The organism is Streptomyces sp. NPDC006463 (genome assembly GCF_042870715.1).
GTDB lineage: Bacteria > Actinomycetota > Actinomycetes > Streptomycetales > Streptomycetaceae > Streptomyces.
Genome location: NZ_JBIAHP010000002.1, coordinates 601,494 through 624,320, shown reverse-complemented (window position 1 = coordinate 624,320; position 22,827 = coordinate 601,494). Strand labels below are relative to the sequence as shown.

The following is a 22,827-nucleotide window of genomic DNA, read 5'->3' as shown; positions in this document are numbered from 1 at the left end:
ACGACCTCCCGCGATGCGGGAGGTCAGGCGGCCGCGCGGCGCCGCACCACCCACACCCCGGCGCCGAGCGCGCCGACGACGAGGGCGCCGCCCATGGCGATCTGACCCGGGCTCACCGAGCGGATACTGCCGCCCGTCCCGCCCCGCGCGCCCCCCGGGGCGACATCCAGCGAGACGGTGACGCGCTCACCGCCCGGACCGCCGCACTCGAAGGTGACGCGGTGCGTGCCCTGACCGGCGTTGTTGTAGACGGTGGCGTTGCCGAAGAGGGTATTGGCATCGACGTTGCCGGGGGTCAGACGTACCTCGCCGAAGGCGCTGGAGGTGACCCGGGCGGTCCTGGTGCCGCAGCCCGCGATGTTGAGGGAGACCCGGCCACCCGGTGCGACCGTGGTGGGGGAGACGGCGGCGGTGGGGGCGGCGTAGGCGAGTGCGGCGGGAGTGGCGGCGGCGATGGCGACCGACGCGGCCGCGACGGCCAGCAGCCGGCGCGGCGCGGCGGACCGCCGGGCGGCCGGTTGGGCGAGAGGGGAGACGAGCGGCGTGACAGGCGGCTTGGCGGGCATGGAGAGAACTCCTCGGGCTCCTCGAAACGGCGCGGCCAGGGCACGGATGTGACGCGGATTCGGTTGCGCACCGTGCTGTGGACGCTAGGAGCCCAGGCCGGTCGCGGCGATCGGGGCCGGGTGAACGGGTGAGCCACTGCTCCATCAGAGGGACTACGCCGCCACAGGATCGGGCTGGCTCACGCGGCCGGCGCCGCCGTCGGTGAGGCCGGGCGGCGGACGAGGAAGGCAGCCAGCGCGCCCGCGGCGAACAAGGCGACGACGGAGACGGCCGTACCCAGCCACTGGGTACCGAGCCACTGGGTACCGAAGTAGCCCAGCGACACGCTGTAGCCCGCCCAGGCCATGCCCGCCAGGACCGACCAGGGCAGGAACTCCGCCACCTTGCGGTGCGTCTTGCCCGCGCCCAGGGACACCACCGAGCGCCCGGCCGGCGCGAAACGGGCGATCACCACCAGGGCGCCGCCGCCGCGGGCCAGAGCCGTACCCAGCCGCTCATGGGCCCGGGTCAGCCGACGGGAGCGGGCGATGGCCCGGTCCAGCCGGGCACCACCGCGCCGGGCCAGCCGGTACGCGGCCATGTCCCCCAGCACCGAGGCGGTCGTGGCGATGACGAGCAGGGCCAGGATGTCCGGCACCTGCGCGGGCACGGCCACCGGCCCCGCCGCTCCGGCGGCCGCCGCGGCCGCCGCGGCGGTGATCACGAGAACCCCGCTCGGCAGCACCGGAAGGAACACGTCGAGCACGACGGACACCGCCACCACGGCGTAGATCCATGGGCTCGCGGTCAGCGACCCCAGAGTCTCAAACAAGGCGGGACTCCCCAGTCCGGTTGACGTGCAGCGGCATGAAGCGCCGCGACGTCGCGGGGGAGCGGCAGGAGCGGCTTGACAGCCATACAGCGTACGCCCGCGGTTCGCCCTCCGGATGCCCGGGGCAGCCCCTACTCCGCAGCGGTGAGCTCACGGTCAAGCACCTTCACCAGCCGGGCACCCGTACGGTTCTTGTGCGCCTGATCCAGCCGTACTCGGGCCGTCCGGCCCGCCAACGCCAGCGTCATCAGCTGGTTCCCGAACCACGGCCCGCCCGTACGCCGCCAGCTGAGCGGCGGCCGCCCCGTCCGCCCGTGCCGTGAGAAGCCCCGCCCCAGCCACCGCCCCGTACGCGACCAGCCCAGCCGGAAGCCCAGCTTCACCACCGTGTGGATGGAGTTGTGCACCGGCGAGCACGTCAGCTGGAACACGCGAGCCGTGCTGGGTATGTGCGGCTCGGCCACATACGCGTGGTGCACGTCCCCCGACAGCACGCACACCGTCGCCGGCGCCCGCGGCCCCGTCCCGACCTCCTCGATGAGATCGGTCAGCGCCGCGAACGAGGCCGGGAACGCCGCCCAGTGCTCCAGATCGCTGCGCCGGCGCAGATCCTCGCCTATTCGCGCCCACCGCGGCCCCCGCTCTCCGCGGCACATCGCGGCATTCCACGTCTCCGCGTCGTGGATCAGATGCGGCATCAGCCACGGAAGGGAGGACCCGATCAGTAGATGGTCGTAACCTCCGTGCCCCGCGAGCGCGTTCTCCCGCAGCCAGCCCTGCTCCGCCAGGTCGAGCATCGCCCGCCCGTCCTCGGCCAGCACGCGCGCGCCCCGGGTGTCCACCATCAGCAGCCGCGTCCGGCCGAAGTCGCGCCGGTAGCTCCAGCGCACCGAGGCCGGGTCGGCGTCCGCCGCGGACGCGAAGGAGCGCAGCAGATCCGTGCCGTCAGGTGTCTGCCGTATCGCCTTGTAGAGCCCGTCGGCCGCCAGTTCGTCGGGCGAGAGATTGCCCAGGTGCTGGTACACCCAGTACGACATCAGCCCGCTGAGCACCCGTTCCTGCCACCACGGCGTCGCCCGCATCTCCGCCAGCCAGGCCGCGCTCGTGTTCCAGTCGTCGATGACGTCGTGGTCGTCGAATATGTGCAGACTCGGCACGGTCGACAGCAGCCAGCGGATCTCGGGATCGAGCCAGGACTCGTCATAGAGCCGGGTGTACTCCTCGTAGTCCGCGACCTGGGCGCCCGGCGCCTCCCGCAGGTCCCGCCGGGCCGCGAGCCACTGCCGGGTCTCCTGGGACAGCGCGTCGGCATACACCTGGTCGCCGAGCAGCAGCAGGACGTCCGGCCGCACCGCCTCCGGGTCGGCGGCCAGCCGCGCCGCGAGGGTGTCGAGCGCGTCCGGGCCGTGAGGGCCGTGCCGTCCGGCGGGCGGCGCGGCCTGCCGGCAGGAACCGAAGGTGATGCGCAGCCCGTCGGCCGCCGGGCGGCCGGAGCCCGCCACGGCCGGGGCGGTGATCGTGCTCGGCGGGAAGCCGCTGTCGGGCAGCGGCCACACGCGCACGCCGTCCAGCAGCACCTCGTACGCCGTAGTCGTCCCCGGGGTCAGGCCGGTCACCGGTACCAGCGCGTAGTGGTGCCCGGCGATCTGGAAGGTGCGCACGCTGCCGCCCGCCCCGTCGGCGCACAGCACCTCGGCCGTGCACGGGCGGTCCGCCTCGACCCAGATCGTGGCGGACCCGCCCGTGTCCCAGTCGACGTAGCGAAGCAGCGGCCCCAGACGCAGTCCGGCCATGGAACTCCCCCTCATCCGTAGCGCCTGCGATCACGGTACGACGGTGAGGGGGAGCCCCGCCTCCCCCTGGCGGGGGAGATGATCGGCCGACTTCGTCAGCAGCGCGTCGGCGCTGGTCCCAGCGGCACTCCGGCGTCGGCCTCAGCAGCCGTTGAGGATGTTGACCAGGGCCGTCTTCTCGCCGGAGTCCATGCTCAGGCCCCAGTACTGCTTCACGTTGACCCACATCCGCGCGTACGTGCAGCGGTAGGCGGTCCGCGGCGGCAGCCACTTGCCGGGGTCGAGGTCGCCCTTGGCCTGGTTGACGTTGTCCGTGACCGCGATGAGCTGCGGGCGGGTGAGGTCGTTGGCGAACTGCTGGCGCTTGGACGTGGTCCAGGAGCTGGCGCCGGAGCGCCAGGCCTCGGCGAGCGGGACGACGTGGTCGATGTCGAGGTCGGAGGCGGCGGTCCAGGTGGCGCCGTCGTACTCGGAGTACCAGCTTCCGCTCACGGCGGCACACGCGGAGTCCTGGACGACGTTCACCCCGTCCCGCTTGAGGACGGTCTCGCGGGTGTTGCAGGTGCCGGAGACGGTGCTCCAGTGCGGGAAGAGGTCACGGCTGTAGCCGGCGGTGGATCCCTCGGCGCGCGGCGTCACGGTCGCCAGGTACGAGCGGGCGGCCGCGGCGCTGATGGGGGCCGGGGGGGAGGCCTGGGCGGTGGGGGCGTTGACGAGGGAGGTGAGGGAAGCGAGGGCGACTGCTGACGCGAACACGCCAATTCGACGCGCGTAGACGGCGGGTATGAGTGCCATGAGGGGCTCCCTGGATGCGGGGGGATGTGGGCCGTGCGGCCCCGGAGGGGCGCGGCCATGGTTGCGGCGCCAGGTTTCGCGGGGGTGGGCGCCAGGTGACAGCGTGGCGACATGGGCACGTCACATCAAGTGCCCCAACACAGCCCACTCAAGCGGAAGTTGAGATTCCCGCGGGGGTGGAGGGTCAGGGTGGGGCGGTGGTGGGGGGTGCCGGTGGGGGGCGAGAGCGGGACCAAGGTCCTATTCCGGGCACTCGTGAGCGTCGCGTACCCTGATGGAGCAGAAGGGGAGTAGCTCTTCGCCGGACCGTCGACATACTGCTGGGTCACCCCAGCCGGCGCCCGGAGGCAGGCCGCGGAGAGCGGTCGGCCAGCGAGACCTTCGGCCGCAGTGTCCTGTTCATGCACGGGTGCGTTCGTATTTTTCGTACGCTCACGCGCAAGTCAGGGTGCCGCCGAGCCGAAGCGACCCCTGACACATTCCAGGTCTCTCGGTCTCGGTGGCGTCCTGCCTGACCGATTGAGGTTTCACCCCTGTGTTCAGCTTCACCGTCACGGCGATCGCGTTCGGCGTCGTCTTCCTCGCCGAACTCCCCGACAAGACGGCCCTCGCCGGCCTGATGCTCGGCACCCGCTACCGCGCCTCGTACGTCTTCGCCGGCGTCGCCGCCGCCTTCGCCGTCCACGTGGCCCTCGCCATCGCCGCGGGAAGCGTCCTCACGCTGCTCCCGCACCGGCTCGTCCAGGCCGTCGTCGGCGTCCTCTTCCTCGCGGGCGCGGCCATGCTGCTCCTGAAGAAGGACGACGGGGAGGAGGAGGTCAAGCCGCCCGCGGACCAGTCCTTCTGGAAGGTCTCCGGCGCCGGATTCATGCTGATCCTCGTGGCGGAGTTCGGTGACCTGACCCAGATCATGACCGCCAACCTGGCCGCCCGGTACGACAACCCGGTGTCCGTCGGCATCGGCGCCGTGCTCGCCCTGTGGACGGTCGCGGGCATCGGCATCCTGGGCGGGCGCACCCTGATGAAGTACGTGCCGCTGCGGCTGGTCACCAAGGTCGCGGCGGCGGTGATGGGCGCGCTGGCCGTGTTCTCGCTGTACGAGGCGATCGCGGGGTGACCGGTGACCGGGGTGACCGGGGTGACCGGGGTGACCGGGGTGACCGGGGTGACCGGGGTGACCGGGGTGACCGGGGCGCGCGCGTCGGGCACGTGGGCGGGAGGGGGCTGACGCCGGGCCTGTGTGTGCGGGGGGCGGTGGGGGCGTCGGCGGTGGCTTCGGGGGCGGGGCGTCCGCTGGGCGGCATCAGAGATGCGGTCGGTGGCTTCGGGCGGGTTGTTGCCCTTGGGCGGGATCAGAGAAGGGCTGGAGGTTTCCCGTCCGTCCCATCGTCTTCCGGGTCGGGCCGGTCCCTCAAGGGCGCTCCCTCCGGTCGCGTCGCTGCGCGATGGCCTTCGGCCACCCTTGACCGACCGGCCCGACCCGGAAACTTCGAGGACAGACGGGAACCCCCCAAAAGAACGGTCACGGGGGACAGGAGGCGATGCGGGGTCATCAGGGACGCGGGTGCCCGGTTCCCTGGGCCAGCCCACATCAAGCAGCGCCCAGAAGCCCATCAGAGTTGGCCAGGCGGGCATGCGCGTCAGATCGCTACGCGCTCCTCACCTCTCAGCGTCCGACGGCCGTCCGGGGCTGGACATAAGCCGCCCACGACCGCCGCACACCTCTCCGAGCATGCGACTGCGGCGGTTTGCCCCCATTTGGCGGCGAGTTGGGGGCTAGTGGATCACTTCCCGGAGCGAGAGCCCGAAAAATCCGGCACCACACTCCACCAGACCGCATTCCGCGCCCACCAGACCGGAATCCCACCCCCAGGACCGCCCGCACCCGGTCGCCAGCGAACCCGTGGAGGCAGGCGGTCACCTCTCCGCACGCCCCAACCACCCGCACACGCCCAGCACCAGCACCAGCACCAGCACCAGCACCAATTCACCGCCTGGGCGGCCTATGCCCAGCCACATGCCGGGCCGGTCGCCGCCCGCCCACCCCAGCCTCGTAGCGATCCGTGGCGGCCTGTTCCCAGCCCCGGACGGCCGCCAGACGCTTAGCCGCGAGGAGCGCGTAGCGATTGGGGGCGCCCCCGACCCGAGGGGCTTCTGGGCGCTGCCCGGTGCGGGTAGGGCCGTGGCCGCGCCCCCCACCGCTGACCGGGCTCGGTGATGAGGCTTGGCCGGCCCCTCCGGGAAGCGGGCATCCGCATCCCTGATGGACCCGGCCCTGGACACGAACACCGGTGACCGTTCTTTTGGGGGGTTCCCGTCTGTCCTCGAACTTTCCGGGTCGGGCCGGTCGGTCAAGGGTGGCCGAAGGCCATCACGCAGCGACGCGACCGGAGGGAGCGCCCTTGAGGGACCGGCCCGACCCGGAAGACGATGGGACGGACGGGAAACCCCCAGCCCCTCCCTGATCCCGCCCAAGGGCAACAACCCGCCCGAAGCTGCTGACCGTATCTCTGATGCTGTCTCGTGGGCGTTCGGCCGCCCGAAGCCCCCGCCCCGCCTCCCCGAAGCCCCCGCCCCCGAAGCCACCGCCCCCCGGACGCCCCGCCCCCCGGACGCCCCGCCCCCCGAAGCGCCCGGCCCGGCGGGGCCGGCCGGCGGGGCCTTGTGTCTTATGCCCCGGCTGTGACCCTCACCTGGATCGAGCCGTCCGGGGTGGTCGTGACGTGGAGCTTGGTGAGGTCCGGGACGTGGGTCGTGGGGGTGTGCGCGGCTGCGCGGGGGCCCACGCCGATCACGCGCATGCCCGCCGCCCGGCCCGCGGCTATGCCCGCGGCTGAGTCCTCGAACACGATGCAGTCGGCCGGGTCCACGCCCAGCGCGGCGGCGCCCTTGATGAAGCCCTCGGGGTCGGGCTTGCTGGCCTGGACGGACTCGGCCGTGACGCGTACCGCGGGCATCGGCAGGCCTGCGGCGGTCATCCGGGCCGTGGCGAGGGCCGCGTCGGCGGAGGTGACCAGGGCGTGCGGCAGGCCTTCGATCGCGGCCATGAACTCCGCGGCGCCCGCGACCGGGACCACGCCGTCGGTGTCGGCGGTCTCGCGGGCCAGCATGACGGCGTTCTCCGCGTGGTTGACCTCCATCGGGCGGTCCGGCAGCAGGACGGCCATGGTGGCGTAGCCCTGGCGGCCGTGGACCACCTTGAGGGCCTCCTCCGGGTCCAGCCCGTGGGATACCGCCCAGTCGCGCCAGCAGCGCTCGACCACCGCGTCGGAATTGACGATGGTGCCGTCCATGTCCAGGAGCAGGGCCTTGGCGGTGAGGACGACGGGCGCGGTGGTGGTGCTGCTGGCCGGCATCGGCGGTGCTCCAGACGGGGCGGGAAAAGAGAACAAGTGGTTCCGCCCACCGGTCAGGGAGTGAAGGCGGAACCACTTTGTTCCTCCACGATACAAAAGAGGACCGGTCCGCGCCACCGAGTGTCGTGTGAGCCTCGTCCCTAACCCTCCAGCGCCTTGCGGGTCGCAGGGCCGTAGACGCCCCATTCCTCGTCGATGTCGTTCTCGTACTGGAAAGTCGACACGGCGTTCTCCACCCGCCAGTCGAACTTTCCGTTGAACTTGCCGCTGTACAGGCCACGTGCCGCCAGCAGTCGCTGCAGTTTCTCCACATCCGCGCCCGAGTCCCCGTACCGCAGGGTCGGCCCCGTCGGGGGCGGCGTCGGGCTGGGGGCGCGGGGCGGGGTCGGTGACGGGGTCGGGGAAGGGGGCGTCGACGAGCGGGACGCGCTCGGCGAGGGGGACGCCGACGCCGACTTGGAGGCGCTCGGCGACGGTGAGGGCGAGGCCGAGGCCGAGGGGGACGGGCCGTTCGTCCGGGTGGCCTGGGTCAGGGACGGCTCGGCCGGGGCAAGGCTCGTCACCGGCGCCGAGGCCTTCGCGTCCAGCAGAGCCGTGTCGCTCCCGGCGGAGGTCGGCAGCACCCATAGCGCGACGGCGGTTCCGCCGAGGGTGACCACCGCGGCGGATGCGATCAGGAGCGGCAGCAGGCGCCGGAAGGCCGGGCCGGTCCGCTTCTCCCGGCCCCCGCCCCCGCCCCCGCCCCCGCCCCCTCCTCCGCCTCCGCCGGGTCTGGGCCCGGGGTCCGGGACCGCCCGGAGCCGTGCCGTCTCGGCCGGGTCCGGCACGGGGGCCGGGTCGTCCGGCCACGGCTGGTGCGCCGGGGCCACGGGTATCCCGTACGCCGGGGTGTCGTCCTGCGGCGGCTGGACCACCACGCGCGCCACCGGCGGCGCGGGCGCGTCGTCGTCGGGTTCGTGGGGGTCGGGCAACGTCACGTACGGGCGGATGCGCAGGGGGTCGAAACCCGCACCCGGCGCACACCGGCAGGCGGCACCGCGGGCACCGCAATCTGGACAGTGTTCACCGTTCACTGGAATCCCTCCCTGGGCACTGCCAGCGATTATGCAGACCCGCCGGGCACCTCCCAACCCCTTCCAAGAGGCCATAACCGGACACACCACGCAGGATGGAGATGTTGATCCGGCCTGAGGAGGAACGATGGCTCAGGATGTGACCACGGAAGCCGGGGGACCCGGTCCCGGCCCGAAGATCTCCGGTCCCGCCGCCGAACACTCCTCCCGCGACGTGCTCGTCTCCATCAGCGCCCTGCTCCTGGGCCTGCTGATCGCCGCACTCGACCAGACCATCGTGTCCACCGCCCTGCCGACCATCGTCAGCGAGCTCGGCGGCATGGCTCACCTGTCCTGGGTGGTCACCGCCTACATGCTCGCCTCCACCGCCGCCACACCCCTGTGGGGCAAACTCGGCGACCAGTACGGGCGCAAGAAGCTCTACCAGTACGCCATAGTCCTCTTCCTCATCGGCTCCGCCCTCTGCGGCCTCGCCCAGAACATGCCCCAGCTCATCGGCTTCCGCGCCCTGCAGGGCCTCGGCGGCGGCGGACTCATCGTGCTGTCCATGGCGATAGTCGGCGACATCGTCCCGCCCCGCGAACGCGGCAAGTACCAGGGCCTCTTCGGCGGCGTCTTCGGCGCGACCAGCGTGCTCGGCCCGCTGCTGGGCGGCCTGTTCGTCGACCAGCTGTCGTGGCGCTGGGTCTTCTACATCAACCTCCCCATCGGTCTCGTCGCACTCGTCGTCATCGCCGCCGCGCTGCACATCCCGGCGCGTCCCTCGAAGCACACGATCGACTACCTCGGCACCTTCCTCATCGCCTCGGTCGCCACCTGCCTCGTCATGGTCGCCTCGCTCGGCGGCACCACCTGGGCCTGGGGTTCGGCCCAGATCATCGGCCTCGCCGTCCTCGGCCTGATGCTGCTCGTCGCCTTCGTCCTCGTGGAGCGCAGGGCCGTCGAACCCGTCCTGCCGCTGAAACTGTTCCGCATCCGCACCTTCACCCTCTGCTCGGTGATCAGCTTCATCGTCGGCTTCGCCATGTTCGGAGCGATGGTCTACCTGCCGACCTTCCTCCAGGTCGTCCAGGGCGTCTCGCCGACCCTGTCCGGCGTCCACATGCTGCCGATGGTCCTCGGGATGCTGATCTCCTCCACCGCCTCGGGCCAGATCGTCAGCCGCACCGGCCGGTGGAAGGTCTTCCCCATCACCGGCACCGCCGTCACCGCCCTCGGCCTGCTCCTCCTGCACCAGCTGCACCGCACCAGCTCCACCTGGGAGATGAGCGTCTACTTCTTCGTCTTCGGCACGGGACTCGGCCTGGTCATACAGGTACTCGTAGTGGTGGTGCAGAACGCCGTCACCTACGCCGACCTCGGCGTCGCCACTTCCGGTGCCACCTTCTTCCGCTCCATCGGCGCCTCCTTCGGCGTCGCCGTCTTCGGTACGATCTTCACCAACCGGCTCGACGACACGCTGGCCGCCTCAATCGCGGGCGTCACGCTGCCGCCCGGTGCGAGCGTCGGTGATCTGGAGGCCGACCCGCGGGCCATCGGCGCGCTCCCCTCCGATCTGCAGCCCCGCGTGCTCGACGCCTACGCCACCGCCATCACGGACGTCTTCCTCTACGCCGTGCCGATCGTCCTCGTCGCCTTCGTGGTGGCCTGGTTCCTCAAGGAGGACAAGCTCCGCGCCTCGGTCACCGCGCCCGACGTGACCGAGACCCTCGCCTCCAACCCCGTCGAGCGCTCCTCCCGCGACGAGGTCGCCCGCGCGCTGTCGGTCCTCGGTACGAGGGAGGGCCGCCGGCACGTCTACGAGAAGATCACCGAGCAGGCGGGCTACGACCTGCTGCCCGCCACCAGCTGGCTGCTGCTGCGGATCAACAAATACGGCTCTGCGGAGCCCGCCATGCTCGCCGACCGCACCATCGTGCCGCTGAAGGTCATCACGGACGCCGCCCGCCAGGCCGAGGAGCGCGGGCTCGCCGTACGGGACGGGCTGGCGCTGGTCCTGACCGGCAAGGGGCGGGAGGCGGCGGCCGACCTCGCCGCCGCCCGGGAGGAGTCCCTCGCCGAACTGCTGGGCGACTGGTGGGGCCCGGACCGCCCGACCGACCTGGTCCAGCTGGTCCACGAGATCAATGCCGAGCTCTGCGGATCCGACGCCGAGGAGCCCTACGACGCCGCTTCGCGCCGGGACCACGCCGCGCCCTGACCCTGACCGCCAACCGCCGAGGGGCGCCGCCCGGCCGGAGCCGGTCACGTCAGGTCAGACCAGGCGCTTCTCGAACCAGTGCTGTGCATACGGGCCCGAGTTGTAGGCCGGTATCTCCGCATACCCGTGCCGCGCGTACAGCACCCGGGCCTCCACCAGGTCCGAGCGGGTGTCCAGCCGGACCCGGCCGGCGCCCAGCGCGCGGGCCTCCGCCTCCAGGACTTCGAGCAGGGCCGCCCCGCCGCCGGTACCGCGGGCTCGCTGGTCGACGTACACCCTGGTGAGCTCGGCGGTGGCGGGGTCGAGCAGTCGTATCCCGCCGCAGGCCAGGGGCTCGCCGCCCAGCCGGCCGACCACGAACTGGCCCGTCGGCGGGACCAGGCCGTCATCCGGGAAGTCCAGGAGCCCCTGATCGATCTCGGCCTCGGTGACGGTCCGCTTCCAGTACCGGCCGGCGACCTCGGCGTAGTACGCGCGCCGCAGGAGGGTGGCGTCGGGGGTGGTGTACGGCTCGGGGGCCACGGTCCAGGCGTGGGCGCGGGCGTGGGCTTGGGCGCGGGTGCGGGTGCGGGTGGTGTGATCGCTGTGAGTGGTCATGCCGTCATTGTGGAGTTCGCCGTGGATCTCCCGCGTGGAATATCCACAGCGGCGGGCCGATGATAGGGAAAAGGGCAAATCGTGCATACCTGGAGGGTGTGAAACACCATGTCCGAGCATCCAGACTGTGCCCTGGTCCGCCGCGGCTACGAGGCCTTCGGCAAGGGCGACATGGAGACGCTGAGCTCGCTGTTCACGGCCGACGTCATCCACCACGTGCCCGGCAACAACCCGCTCTCCGGGCACCACAAGGGGCGGGAGAACGTCATCGACCTCTACCGCCGGCTCGGAGCGGAGACCAACGGCACCTTCCAGGTGCACCTGGAAGCGGTGCTCGCGGACGGGCGGGGGCACGTGATGAGTTTCCACACGGCGCGCGGCGACCGCGGTGACCGTGGGATCGAGATCCGCGAAGGCCTCTTCTTCACCATCATCGGCAACAAGATCACCGACATCGACCAGTGCACCGCGGACATCGAGGAGTCAGACGCCTTCTGGAGCTGAGCGGCAGGCAGAGTCCGGACAGAGAGCAGAGTCCGGACAGGCCACTCAGAGCCCGGACAGAGAGGAGGCCCGGGGCGCGCGCCCCGGGCCTCCCGCCCGCGTCAGGCCTTCTTCGGAGCCGCCTGCTGCACGACCTCGAACGACCACACCGAGGACCCGGAAGCAGCCGGCTTCGGCCGCTCGCCGCCACCCGCACCACCCTGGTGAGCAGCCTTCATCGGCCCCTCCATCCACGCCTGGAAGTCCTCCTCGGACCGCCACCGCGTGTAGACCAGGTACTGGTCGGTGCCCTCCACGGGGCGCAGCAGCTCGAACCACTCGAACCCGTCCGAACTCTCCACGGCGCCCGCCCGCGAGGCGAAGCGCTGCTCCAGCACCTCCCGCTGCTCGGCGGGGACGGTCAGCGCGTTGATCTTCACGATGCTCATGCGGGCCATCCTAGGTATCCCGCGCGGGATATCGTCGTCCAGGTAATGGAACGGGGCACGAAACGCGGCAGCCAGGCAAAGTCAGGGTTGCGGTCAACAGGGCGGGAGGCCGGCGAGGCGTGGCTAACGCGGCAGAGCACAGCGGTGCGAACGGACATGCCGGAGTCATAGGCGGTAGCGGCAGGCTCGGGGCGGCACGCGTCCTCCTGTGGGCTCTGGCAGGCGCACTCGCCGTCAGACAGGCCGCCGCCGTGCTGCGCGTCCCACCGGGCGAGTGGCTCAGCGGCTTCCACCTCCCCGGCGGCCTGCCCGGCTCGCTGTACGGCGCCGGCCAGTTCACCGGTACGCCGTTCGCCGGACTGGTCCTCAAGCCGCTGCTCGGCCTCGCCGCGCCGTCGCTGGAGGTCGCCTGGATCTGCGTGACCCTGCTGTTCGTCGCCGCCATCGGCCTGGTCGCCGCGCGCGGCCTGCCCGACCCCGTCCCGCGCCGCACCGCGCTGCTGGCCGCGCCCGTGCTGACCGCCCTGATGATGGTCTCGCTGCCCGTCCGCGAGGCCGCCTCGCCCGGCCGGACCGCCGTCCTGCCCGTGCTGCTGGTGCTGCTGGCCGTCTTCCGCGTGCCCGGCGAACGCCCGGCCGGTTTCCTCGTCGGCCTCGCCGCCGCCCTCCAGCCCGCGCTGCTGTTCTTCGCCCCGCTGCTGTGGCTCACCGGCCGCCGCACCACGGCCAGGTCCGCCGCCGTGACCTTCGCCGGGGCCACCGCCCTGACCTGGGCGGCGATGCCCCGTGACTCCTGGACGTACTGGATCCAGCACCTCGCGGGCACCGGTCTGGGCGTGGCCCCCGACCACCTCGCCAACCAGTCCGTGCACGGCGCGCTGCTGCGCCTCGGTCTGACCGGACCCGTCGAGATCGTCCTGTACGTCGCCCTCGCGGCCGGCATCGCCTGGATCGGCCTGCGCCGCGCGGCCCGCTACGCCGCCGACGGGCAGCTGCTGCTCGCCGTCGCCGTCACCGGCTGCGTGGCCGTCGCCGTGTCCCCGACCGGCTGGCGCCACCAGCTGCTGTGGGTGCTGCTCGCCGTCGCGGGCAAGGTCGGGCGGCGCGCCGCCGACCGGCCCGTATGGCCGGTGGCCGTGGTCCTCGCCATGACCCTGCCGAGCGACGTGCTGCTGCCGAACCTGGCCGCGCTGGCCCCCGTACGCGACAACGTGCTGCTCCTCGCCGCGCTGGCCGCGGCCTGCGCGGTGCCGTTCCTGCCGCGCTCGTCGCCGTACTGGCGCGAACCCGTCCCGACGGCCTACGGGCGCCCCGCGGCCGCCCGGTGGTCGCGGGTTCCGCTGCTGCCGTTCTGGCGGCGCGTGCTGTCCCGCCCCAACCTGCTGCTGGAACTCCTGCTGATACGGGTCGGCTACTCGCTCTACTCGCACATCAGGGCCGCAGCCCCCACCAGCCGCTCGCTCGCCGAGGGCAACGGCAGCCAGATCCACGGCATCGAGCGGGCGCTGGGCATCGACATCGAGCACGCCGTGAACCACGCCGTCGTGAACACGCCCTGGTTGGAGGCGTTCTTCAACTTCTACTACACCTCCTTCCACTTCGTGGTCCCGCTGTCGATCCTGGGGGTCCTGTACTGGCGCCGGCCGGGCGACTACCGCTGGGCGCGGGCCTCGCTGGGGCTGGCCACCGTGCTGGCGCTCATAGGGTTCTGGCTCTACCCGCTCGCGCCGCCGCGGCTGATGCCCGGCCTCGGCTTCATCGACACCGTCCACGGGCCGCAGGACCTGGCCAATCCGTCGTACGGGGCCATGACCGCGATCTCCAACCAGTACGCGGCGATGCCCTCGCTGCACTTCGGCTGGTCGCTGTGGTGCGGGATCGTGATCGTGGTGCTCGCGCCGAAGGGGTGGCAGAAGCTGCTGGGGGCGCTGCATCCGCTGATCACGGTGTGCGCGATCGTCGCCACCGCCAACCACTGGGTGCTCGACGCGGTGGGCGGCGCGGTCGTCGTGGCCGCCGGATTCGGGCTCGTGTACGCGCTGTCCGGGCCGCGCCGGCTGAGCGCGAGCCTTCCCGCGCAGCGGCCGGCCGGCCAGGACGCCGAGGACGCCGAGGACGCCGAGGACAGTGAGGACCGGGAGCGGCGGCTCGACGTCCCCGCCCGGGCGAGGTAGGCGACACAGCGGGCGGGCCGGCGGGCCGGCGGGCGTCGTCCCCGCCCGCCCCCCGTCGCGGCGCTCGGCCTGCTCGCGGGGCGGGCGCCGTCCGGGTGACCAACGTGATCGTCGTCGCGCTGCGGTCGGGTCGGGTCGGGTCGGGTCGGTGCAAGCATCGGATCATGAGCGCACAGCGGACGGGGAACCCTCACTCCGCCGGGCCCGATCGGCGCAAGTGGCTGGTGTTCGGCGGCCTGGCGCTGGGCGTGATAGTCGTGGCCTACCTCCTCCTGGCCGAGACCGCCCCGCGCTGGTAGTCCCAGCGCATGGGGGCCGCCGTGGACGGGCGTCTCGGCACCGGGCTGCTGCTCGGGCTGGTGTTCGGCGTCGCCGGCACGCTGCGCCCCTGAACGTGGCCTGGATCGGCCTGCGCAAGCGGCGGTCCTTGAAGGCCACGGCTGGCTCGCGTTGGCGGTGGTCCTCGCCCTGGCGAACCTGTGGACGCTGAGCGTGGTGGTGGGCGCTGGGGGTGCCGCGCACGCCGGGCAGCGGGTCATGGACGTGGAGGCGCCGTGGTTCCGGGGTGCGACGCCGGCGGGCGCGATCGTGTCGGTGGTGGCGTTCGCAGGGTTCGTGGCCTACACCCGGCGGCGGGACCGCCCCGACAAGCGGGTGGTCTGAGCAGGCCGGCAGGTCGAAGCAGGCCGAAGCAGGCCGAAGGGGCGCCGGGGCACAGCTGCCCCGGCGCCCCTTCGGCTGGATCGCCGCTGTCAGTCAGGATCGCCCCGCTCGGGCCGCTCCGCCACCTGAGCGGGTGCGGGCCCGCTGCCGGCCGCGCCCCGAACGCCGACGGGACGAGAGATCGGGGCTGCGCCCCGGCGCGGCCGGGGACCAGCGGACGGCAGGGGCCGGGCGTGGGGGGACGTGGCCCCTGCCGTCCTGGGTCACGGGTCAGCCGTGGCTGACCCGGAGCTCCTTGATGCCGTTGAGCCAGGCCGCGCGCAGGCGGCGCGGGTCCTCGCCGGTCAGGCGGAGGTCGGGCAGCGCGTCGGCCAGGGCGTTGAAGATGAGGTCGATCTCCATGATGGCCAGGGACTTGCCGAGGCAGAAGTGCGGCCCGCCGCCGCCGAAGCCGAGGTGGGGGTTCGGGTCGCGGGTGATGTCGAAGGCGTCGGGGTGCTCGAAGACCTCGGGGTCGTGGTTGGCGGAGGAGTAGAAGAGCCCCACCCGGTCGCCCGCCTTGATCTTCTGGCCGCCGAGCTCCGTGTCCTGCGTGGCGGTGCGCTGGAAGGACACCACCGGGGTGGCCCAGCGCACGATCTCCTCCGCCGCCGTCGACGGACGCGTCGCCTTGTACAGCTCCCACTGGTCGGGGTGGGTCAGGAAGGCGTGCATGCCGTGACTGATGGCGTTGCGCGTGGTCTCGTTGCCCGCGACCGCCAGGAGCAGCACGAACATGCCGAACTCGTCGGAGCCGAGGTTGCCCTGGCCCTCGGCCGCCACCAGCTGCGTCACGATGTCCTTGGCCGGGCACTCCTTGCGCTCGGCGGACAGGTTCATCGCGTAGCCGATGAGTTCCATCGCCGCCTCGGCGCCGACCGCCTCGGTGATCGCGTACTCCGGGTCGTCGTAGGCGATCATCTTGTTCGACCAGTCGAAGATCTTGGCGCGGTCCTTCTGCGGTACGCCGATCAGCTCCGCGATCGCCTGGAGCGGGAGCTCGCACGCCACCTGCGTGACGAAGTCGAAGCTGCCGTCGCCCGAGACGGCCGTCGCCTCCGTGACGATCTTCCGCGCCCGGTCGCGCAGGGCCTCCTCCAGTCCGCGGATGGCCCGCGGGGTGAAGCCGCGCTGCACGATCTGGCGTACGCGCGTGTGCTCCGGCGGATCCATGTTCAGCATGATCAGCCGCTGGGCATCTATCTGCTCACGCTGGATGTGCTCGTTGAAGCGGATGATCGCCGTGTTCGTGGTGGAGGAGAACAGCTCCGGGTGCGTGGAGACGTACTTGACGTCCGCGTGCCGGGTCACGGCCCAGTAGCCCTCGTCGTCGAAGCCGGTGATGCCCCGCCGCTGCGGACACCACCACACGGGTGCGGTCTGCCGCAGTCGTGCGAACTCCGGCAGCGGGACGCGGCTTTGGAGCAGGTCGGGGTCGGTGGCGTCGAAGCCTTCGGGCAGCGCGGGGCATGACATCGGGCGACTCCAAAGTCTGACGGCCCATCAGAAGTTGGCTTGAAGGTAGTAATGAGTTCTAGAAGTGACAAGGGCCGGAGCGTCAACTGTTGCGTGTGGAATCCGTGCAGGGCGCGTGCAAGACCCTTGCGTGACGGGGCGTGAGGTCATAAGACTGCGGGGAGAAGTAGAACGCGTACTAGTTCGGGCGGGGCGCCGGGACGGCCCGCCGCGTCGGCACTGTGCAGGAGAGGACGAGCTCATGGCCGCGGAACCCGTCATCGTCGAAGCCGTACGCACCCCCATCGGCAAGCGCGGGGGCGCGCTCGCCAACCTCCATCCCGCTTACCTGCTCGGCGAGACGTACCGCGAACTGCTGGCCCGTACCGGAATCCAGCCCGACTGCGTCGAGCAGATCGTCGGCGGCACCGTCACGCACGCGGGCGAGCAGTCGATGAACCCCGCCCGCAACGCCTGGCTCGCCATGGGGCTCCCGTACGAGACCGCCGCGACGACCGTGGACTGTCAGTGCGGCAGCTCCCAGCAGGCCAACCACATGGTCGCCAACATGATCTCCGGCGGGGTCATGGACATCGGCATCGCCTGCGGGGTCGAGGCCATGAGTCGCGTACCGCTGGGCTCCGGATCCAAGCACGGCCCCGGCAAGCCCTTCCCGGACGAGTGGAACGTCGACCTCCCGAACCAGTTCGAGGCCGCCGAGCGCATCGCCCGCCGCCGGGGCCTGACCCGCGAGGACGTCGACCGGCTCGGGGTGCTCTCCCAGGAGCGGGCCGCCACCGCCTGGGCCGAGGAGCGTTTCAAGCGTGAGACCTTCGCCGTGCAGGTGCCGACGACGGAGGAGGAGCAGGCCGCCGGGCAGGGCATGTGGCGGCTCGTCGACCGCGACGAGGGCCTTCGCGACACCAGCATGGAGGGCCTGGCCCGGCTCAAGCCGGTCATGCCGACCGCCGTGCACACCGCCGGGAACTCCTCGCAGATATCCGACGGGGCCGCCGCCGTGATGTGGGCCTCGCGCAAGATGGCCCGCGCCCTCAAGCTCAGGCCGCGCGCCCGGATCGTCGCCCAGACACTGGTCGGCGCCGACCCCCACTACCACCTGGACGGACCGATCGACGCGACGCGGGCCGTGCTCGGCAAGGCCGGGATGTCGCTGAAGGACATCGACCTGGTCGAGATCAACGAGGCCTTCGCCTCGGTCGTCCTCAGCTGGGCCCAGGTCTTCGAGCAGGACCTGGAGAAGGTCAACGTCAACGGCGGCGGCATCGCGATCGGCCACCCCGTCGGCGCCACCGGCGCCCGGCTGATCACCACCGCGCTGCACGAGCTGGAGCGCCGGGACAAGGAATTCGCGCTGATCACCATGTGCGCCGGCGGCGCGCTGGCGACCGGAACGATCATCCAGCGCCTGTGAAGCGGCCTGCGGCACCGCCGCCTGTGAGCCTCGCGCGCAGGCGCCTTTGAACCCCGTGGGATGGGATGCAGAAGGCCCCGGTGGCCGGACCTGGGGAGGCCGGCCGCCGGGGCCTTCGTATGTCTGCTGTCCGCTGGTGGCTTAGTACCAGTGGTTGGCCTGCCAGAAGTTCCAGGCGTCGACCGGGCTGCCGTAGCGGGAGTTCATGTAGTCCAGGCCCCACTTGATCTGGGTGGCCGGGTTGGTCTTCCAGTCCGAGCCCGCGGAGGACATCTTCGAGGCCGGCAGGGCCTGGACCAGGCCGTACGCGCCGGAGGAAGAGTTGGTCGCGGTGTAGTCCCAGCCGCTCTCGTGCGAGACGATCTTGTCGAAGGCGGCGAACTGGGCCGGGTCCTTGATCATCTGCTGAGCGATCGCCTTGGCACCCGTGGGGGCGGCCTGCGCGGGAACCGCGGCCAGCATGGAACCGGCGACACCCAGGGCGACGACGGTACCCGCGAGGGTCTTCTTGGAAGCGGCGATGCGGCGGATGACGGGGTTGGACACGGATTGACCTTCCGACGGGGACGAGGACGGTCGCGGGCATGCCGAAGACATGCGTGAGCCACTCACGCGGAGGAGAGGGGTTCGTCGGCGGGAGGTGGAGTTACCCCTGCCGCCTTGCGACTCATCCAGTTCTACAGACCGCCGGGGGCCCTGGCAAAGGGCCCGCTTACTAGTGGTCCTCGGAGTAGGGGTGGTGCGGCCACCCCCGGCGGAGACGGGTTTCCGTGCAGGTGGGAGCAGACATAAGGGGGGTGAAATGTCCCGGATAAGGGCTACTATCCCGATTCGTATGTGACGTGGGCCCTATGGGGCGGGTCACCGCCGAGGGGTCCGGATCTCACCCTTTGTAGCGGTTCATATGCCTTCAAGGGGTGTAGTCGGGCCTACTTCCGGCCCCCGATTCGAAGGCGACGGGCGCGTCGAAGGCTGCCTTCCTGGTGGCCCGACGCAGGGCCTTCAGCAGTGCGGCGCCGACCGTGAGCGTCAGCACGACGGTGAGCGCGGCGCGGCCCAGGTCCCAGCCCACCGACGTAGCCAGGCAGTACGCGGCGAAGCGCGCCAGGTTCGCCGCCACCGGCTCACCGGGGTGGAAGGAGATGCCCTGCCCCATGCCCTGCAGGATCACCCAGCCCTGCAGGTTCATGACCGTGCCGTACGCGAACGAGCCCGCGAAGCCGTACGCCGCCAGCATCAGGAGCTCCGCCCGGCCCCGGATCCTCTCCGGGCCTGGCAGCAGCCCGGCGCCCAGCGAGAACCAGCCCATGGCCAGCATCTGGAACGGCATCCACGGCCCGACCCCGCCGGTGAGCAGGGCCGACGCGAACATGGTCACCGAGCCGAGCACGAAGCCGAAGCCGGGACCGAGGACGCGGCCGCTGAGCACCATCAGGAAGAACATGGGCTCCAGGCCGGCCGTGCCCGCGCCCAGTGGCCGCAGCGCCGCTCCGACGGCGGCGAGCACGCCGAGCATCGCCACCGCCTTGGCGTCCATGCCGTTGTCGGCGATGGTCGCGACGACGACCGCGACGAGGAGGGGCAGGAGCGCGGCGAAGAGCCAGGGGGCGTCCTGGGAGTGCGCGAGACCGGACTGCCGGTCGGCGAGGAGCGGCCAGCCGAAGGCCGCGATGCCGATCAGGGTGACGAGGACCAGGGCGGCGGCGGCCCGCGGGCCGATCCTGACGGGGCGGGGAGCGGTGCGGGCGACGGGGCGGGTCACGGGGCCGGTCACGGGGTGTCCGCCGCGGTCAGGGCTTCGGCGACCTGGCCCACCGTGAGCCAGCGGCCGGGCGCCAGGATCTTCGCCACCTGCGGCGCGAAGGCGGGCGAGGAGACGACGACCTCGGCGGTCGGGCCGTCCGCGACGATCTCCCCGCCGGCCAGCACGATCACGCGGTGGGCCAGCTCGGCGGCGAGCTCCACGTCGTGCGTGGCCAGGACGATGGCGTGGCCCTGCGCGGCGAGCGCGCGGAGGATCTCGATCAGGCGGGCCTTGGCGGCGTAGTCCAGGCCGCGGGTGGGCTCGTCGAGGAGCAGCAGGGCTGGCCGGCCGGTGAGGACCAGCGCCAGGGCGAGGGCCAGGCGCTGGCCCTCGGACAGATCGCGGGGATGGGTGTCGTCGGGGACGTCCGGGAGCAGATCGGAGACCAGGTCCCGGCAGGTACCGGGGGCCGCGCCCGCGTCGGAGTCGGCGGCGGCGCACTCGGCGGCCACCGTGTCGGCGTAGAGGAGGTCGCGGGGTTCCTGCGGGACGAGGCCGACGCGGGTCACCATCTCGGGCGGCGGGGTGCGGTGGGGGGCCCGGCCCCCGACGGTCACCTCGCCGGCGGCGGGCGGGACGGTGCCGACGAGGGCGGCGAGGAGGGTGGACTTTCCGGCGCCGTTCCTTCCCATGAGGGCGACCGTCTCGCCGGGCGCTACCGCGAGGTCGATGTTGCGCAGCACCTCGGTGCGGCCGCGGCGGATGGTGAGGCCGCGGGCCTCGACCGGCCCCGTGCCGCGTCCCGTGCGGGGGCCCGGCCCGCCGCGCCGGAGCAGGCGCGCGAGCCACCCGTCTGCGGCGCCGCTGCCCCCCGACCCCCGCGCCTCAAACGCCGGCGAGGCTGGATTTCGGTCGGCGTCAGCCCGCGACCTCCCAGGCGCGGGGTCCGGGGCGGAGCCCCGGGAAACGGTGGCGCGGGGCTCGGGCAGCGGGTGCGCGGGGTTCCCCGGGGTCGGGCCCGCGGCATGCGCGAGGCGGGCGCGGAGCGGCGCGGCCTGGCGGCGGGCGTCGCGGATCGACAGGGGGAGCGGGGACCAGCCCGCGAGGCGGCCCAGGGAGACCACCGGGGGGTGGACCGGGGAGACTGCCATGATCTCGGCCGGGGTGCCGAGGACCGGGGCCGCGCCCGGGGAGGGCAGGAGCAGCACCTGGTCGGCGTACTGGACCACCCGCTCCAGCCGGTGCTCCGCCATCAGGACGGTGGTGCCGAGGTCGTGGACCAGGCGCTGGAGGACCGCCAGGACCTCCTCCGCCGCCGCCGGGTCGAGGGCCGAGGTGGGTTCGTCCAGGACCAGGACCTTCGGGTGCGGGGTCAGGACCGAGCCGATCGCGACCCGCTGCTGCTGCCCGCCCGACAACGTCGCGATGGGGCGGTCGCGCAGCTCGTTCAGGCCCAGCAGGTCGAGGGTCTCCTCGACTCGGCGGCGCATCACCGCAGGTGGAAGGCCCAGGGACTCCATCCCGTAGGCCAGCTCGTCCTCGACGACATCCGTCACGAAGTGCGCCGGCGGGTCCTGGCCGACCGTACCCACCACGTCCGCGAGCTCCCGCGGCTTGTGCGTACGGGTGTCGCGGCCCGCGACCGTCACCCGGCCCCGGAGCGTGCCCCCGGTGAAATGCGGGACCAGACCGGAGACCGCGCCCAGCAGGGTGGACTTGCCGACCCCCGACGGGCCTACCAGCAGCGTCAGCTCGCCCTCGGGGATCACCAGGTCGACGCCCTGGAGGGACGGGCCCGCCGCGCCCTCGTACGTGACCGAGACCTGCTCGAAGCGGATCACAACGACGCCTCCTTGGGCGGTACGGGTGCCACGACCGCGGGCAGCAGGCCGATCAGGATCGCGGCCGCCGGCCACAGCGGCAGCGAGGGCGCGACCAGCGGGACCACACCCGGGCTCAGGGCCTCGGGGTCGCGGGTGCCCGCGACGACGAGGAGGGCGGCGACGGCCGCGCCCGACCCGGCGACCAGCCAGGCGCGCGTCCCCCAGCGGTCGGGCCGGTAGCGGGTCCGCACCGACCGGCGCCCGCCGAGGCGCAGGCCGGCGAGGGCCATCGCCAGGCCGATGCCGAGTACCGGGAGCCCGTACGCGGCCCCCTGCGCGGCGAGCAGTCCGTAGGTGCCCGCGCACATGCCGAGCAGGCCGCCGAGGGTGAGGACGTTGGTCGTGTGCCGGACGGCGGGCGGGACCTGCGCGGTGCGCCCGTACCCCCGCGCGTCCATCGACGCGGCCGTGGCGACGGAACGTTCGAGGGCGCCTTCGAGGACCGGGAGGCCGATCTGGAGGACGGCCCTCACCCCGCCGGTGGGGCGGCCGCGCAGCCGTCGGGCCGTCCGCAGGCGGACGACGTCGGCGACCATGTTCGGCGCGAAGGTCATCGCGACGACGACGGCGACCCCCGCCTCGTAGAGGGCGGCCGGGAGGGACTTCAGGAGCCGGGCCGGGTTGGCGAGGGCGTTCGCGGCGCCCACGCAGACGAGCAGGGCGGCCAGCTTGGCGCCGTCGTAGAAGGCGAAGACCAGCTGCTCGGCGGTGACCTTGCCGCCGAAGCGGATGCCCTGGGCCCAGGCCGGGAGGGGGACCTCCGGCAGGACGAAGAGGACGTGCGAGCCGGGGATGGGGGAGCCGAGGAGCATGGAGAAGAGGAGGCGCAGGCCGATGACGACGAGGCCGAGCTTGAGGAACGCCCCGTAGGAACGGGCCCAGGGGGCGGAGGTCCGGCGGGCCGCGACCACGTAGCCGGCGACGCCGACGACCAGGCCGAGCAGGAGGGGGTTCGTGGTGCGGGAAGCCGCCGTGGCGAGGCCGAGGGCCCAGAGCCACCAGGCTCCCGCGTGCAGGGCCGTGGCCCGGTCGGCGCGGGGTGCCTCCCAGCGCCTTCGGCGGTCGTACGAGGGCCCGTGCGCGGGGTCCGGCGCCGAGGGCAGGCTCCGCCGGGCCGGGGTCACGTCGCCGGGTGCGGCTCCGGTGGGGGTGCGCCCGGCCTCCGGCCGGGCGGGCCACCCGCCCGCGCCACCCGTGCGGCTCGGACTCGGGGTGCGGGCGGCCCCGGCGGGCGCCTGGGCGCTGTCGGTGTCCGTCCCACCGTTGCGCGGCCCGGCGAGCCGGGGCGTGCGCGGGGTCGGCCCCGCGCCGGG

General features: G+C 72.6%; 20 protein-coding genes. 7 read left to right on the top strand and 13 right to left on the bottom strand.

The window, feature by feature from the left end:
- Window positions 1–23: 23 nt before the first annotated feature.
- The 4 genes from ACFYOB_RS06690 to ACFYOB_RS06675 form a co-directional block, all read right to left on the bottom strand.
- Window positions 24–566, bottom strand: a complete 543-nt coding sequence (locus ACFYOB_RS06690; RefSeq protein ID WP_388555391.1) for a hypothetical protein — start codon at window positions 564–566, stop codon at window positions 24–26.
- Between the two features lie 179 nt (window positions 567–745).
- A complete protein-coding gene (locus tag ACFYOB_RS06685) occupies window positions 746–1,378 on the bottom strand; it encodes a DedA family protein (protein WP_388555389.1) in 633 nt (210 codons plus the stop codon).
- Between the two features lie 131 nt (window positions 1,379–1,509).
- A complete protein-coding gene (locus tag ACFYOB_RS06680) occupies window positions 1,510–3,171 on the bottom strand; it encodes an alkaline phosphatase D family protein (RefSeq protein ID WP_388555386.1) in 1,662 nt (553 codons plus the stop codon).
- A gap of 141 nt (window positions 3,172–3,312) precedes the next feature.
- Window positions 3,313–3,957, bottom strand: coding sequence for an HNH endonuclease family protein (locus ACFYOB_RS06675; protein ID WP_388555614.1), 645 nt, complete (start codon window positions 3,955–3,957; stop codon window positions 3,313–3,315).
- Window positions 3,958–4,501: 544 nt separating this feature from the next.
- Here ACFYOB_RS06675 and ACFYOB_RS06670 point away from each other — a divergent pair.
- Window positions 4,502–5,083, top strand: coding sequence for a TMEM165/GDT1 family protein (locus ACFYOB_RS06670; RefSeq protein WP_388555383.1), 582 nt, complete (start codon window positions 4,502–4,504; stop codon window positions 5,081–5,083).
- A gap of 1,552 nt (window positions 5,084–6,635) precedes the next feature.
- Here ACFYOB_RS06670 and ACFYOB_RS06665 read toward each other — a convergent pair.
- Window positions 6,636–7,322 (bottom strand): HAD-IA family hydrolase, encoded by a 687-nt coding sequence (locus tag ACFYOB_RS06665; RefSeq protein WP_388555380.1) that lies wholly within the window; start codon window positions 7,320–7,322, stop codon window positions 6,636–6,638.
- A 140-nt stretch (window positions 7,323–7,462) separates the two neighbouring features.
- Entirely contained in the window at window positions 7,463–8,299 is an 837-nt protein-coding gene (locus tag ACFYOB_RS06660) for a peptidoglycan-binding protein (RefSeq protein WP_388555377.1), read from the bottom strand.
- Between the two features lie 223 nt (window positions 8,300–8,522).
- Between ACFYOB_RS06660 and ACFYOB_RS06655 the strand changes: the two genes are divergently transcribed.
- A complete protein-coding gene (locus ACFYOB_RS06655) occupies window positions 8,523–10,595 on the top strand; it encodes an MDR family MFS transporter (protein WP_388555375.1) in 2,073 nt (690 codons plus the stop codon).
- A gap of 54 nt (window positions 10,596–10,649) precedes the next feature.
- On the opposite strand, the gene ACFYOB_RS06650 is transcribed toward ACFYOB_RS06655, so the two are convergent.
- A complete protein-coding gene (locus ACFYOB_RS06650; protein ID WP_388555373.1) occupies window positions 10,650–11,192 on the bottom strand; it encodes a GNAT family N-acetyltransferase in 543 nt (180 codons plus the stop codon).
- A gap of 108 nt (window positions 11,193–11,300) precedes the next feature.
- On the opposite strand from ACFYOB_RS06650, the gene ACFYOB_RS06645 reads away from it, so the two are divergent.
- Window positions 11,301–11,696 (top strand): nuclear transport factor 2 family protein, encoded by a 396-nt coding sequence (locus tag ACFYOB_RS06645; protein WP_388555371.1) that lies wholly within the window; start codon window positions 11,301–11,303, stop codon window positions 11,694–11,696.
- A gap of 101 nt (window positions 11,697–11,797) precedes the next feature.
- On the opposite strand, the gene ACFYOB_RS06640 is transcribed toward ACFYOB_RS06645, so the two are convergent.
- Window positions 11,798–12,124, bottom strand: a complete 327-nt coding sequence (locus tag ACFYOB_RS06640) for an antibiotic biosynthesis monooxygenase family protein (RefSeq protein WP_388555369.1) — start codon at window positions 12,122–12,124, stop codon at window positions 11,798–11,800.
- Window positions 12,125–12,243: 119 nt separating this feature from the next.
- On the opposite strand from ACFYOB_RS06640, the gene ACFYOB_RS06635 reads away from it, so the two are divergent.
- From ACFYOB_RS06635 to ACFYOB_RS06625, 3 genes are all read left to right on the top strand, one after another.
- Entirely contained in the window at window positions 12,244–14,298 is a 2,055-nt protein-coding gene (locus ACFYOB_RS06635) for a bifunctional glycosyltransferase 87/phosphatase PAP2 family protein (RefSeq protein WP_388555366.1), read from the top strand.
- 164 nt (window positions 14,299–14,462) lie between these two features.
- Window positions 14,463–14,597: a hypothetical protein gene (locus ACFYOB_RS06630; protein WP_388555363.1), complete on the top strand. Its 135-nt coding sequence runs from the start codon at window positions 14,463–14,465 to the stop codon at window positions 14,595–14,597.
- A 151-nt stretch (window positions 14,598–14,748) separates the two neighbouring features.
- Entirely contained in the window at window positions 14,749–14,961 is a 213-nt protein-coding gene (locus ACFYOB_RS06625) for a hypothetical protein (RefSeq protein ID WP_388555360.1), read from the top strand.
- A gap of 270 nt (window positions 14,962–15,231) precedes the next feature.
- On the opposite strand, the gene ACFYOB_RS06620 is transcribed toward ACFYOB_RS06625, so the two are convergent.
- Window positions 15,232–16,476: a cytochrome P450 gene (locus tag ACFYOB_RS06620; RefSeq protein ID WP_388555358.1), complete on the bottom strand. Its 1,245-nt coding sequence runs from the start codon at window positions 16,474–16,476 to the stop codon at window positions 15,232–15,234.
- A 241-nt stretch (window positions 16,477–16,717) separates the two neighbouring features.
- On the opposite strand from ACFYOB_RS06620, the gene ACFYOB_RS06615 reads away from it, so the two are divergent.
- Entirely contained in the window at window positions 16,718–17,887 is a 1,170-nt protein-coding gene (locus tag ACFYOB_RS06615; protein ID WP_388555355.1) for a steroid 3-ketoacyl-CoA thiolase, read from the top strand.
- A 141-nt stretch (window positions 17,888–18,028) separates the two neighbouring features.
- Here ACFYOB_RS06615 and ACFYOB_RS06610 read toward each other — a convergent pair whose 3' ends face one another.
- The 4 genes from ACFYOB_RS06610 to ACFYOB_RS06595 all read right to left on the bottom strand — a co-directional run bounded on the left by ACFYOB_RS06610 (window position 18,029) and on the right by ACFYOB_RS06595 (window position 22,617).
- Window positions 18,029–18,484 carry a transglycosylase SLT domain-containing protein gene (locus tag ACFYOB_RS06610; RefSeq protein WP_388555352.1) on the bottom strand — a complete coding sequence of 152 codons (456 nt, stop codon included), beginning with the start codon at window positions 18,482–18,484 and terminating at the stop codon, window positions 18,029–18,031.
- Between the two features lie 313 nt (window positions 18,485–18,797).
- Complete coding sequence (locus ACFYOB_RS06605; protein WP_388555349.1) at window positions 18,798–19,661, bottom strand: ECF transporter S component; 864 nt, start codon at window positions 19,659–19,661, stop codon at window positions 18,798–18,800.
- Window positions 19,658–21,472 (bottom strand): ABC transporter ATP-binding protein, encoded by a 1,815-nt coding sequence (locus ACFYOB_RS06600; RefSeq protein ID WP_388555346.1) that lies wholly within the window; start codon window positions 21,470–21,472, stop codon window positions 19,658–19,660. The genes ACFYOB_RS06605 and ACFYOB_RS06600 overlap by 4 nt, the downstream gene beginning before the upstream one ends.
- Window positions 21,469–22,617: an energy-coupling factor transporter transmembrane component T gene (locus ACFYOB_RS06595; RefSeq protein WP_388555612.1), complete on the bottom strand. Its 1,149-nt coding sequence runs from the start codon at window positions 22,615–22,617 to the stop codon at window positions 21,469–21,471. The genes ACFYOB_RS06600 and ACFYOB_RS06595 overlap by 4 nt, the downstream gene beginning before the upstream one ends.
- Between the last annotated feature and the right edge of the window lie 210 nt (window positions 22,618–22,827).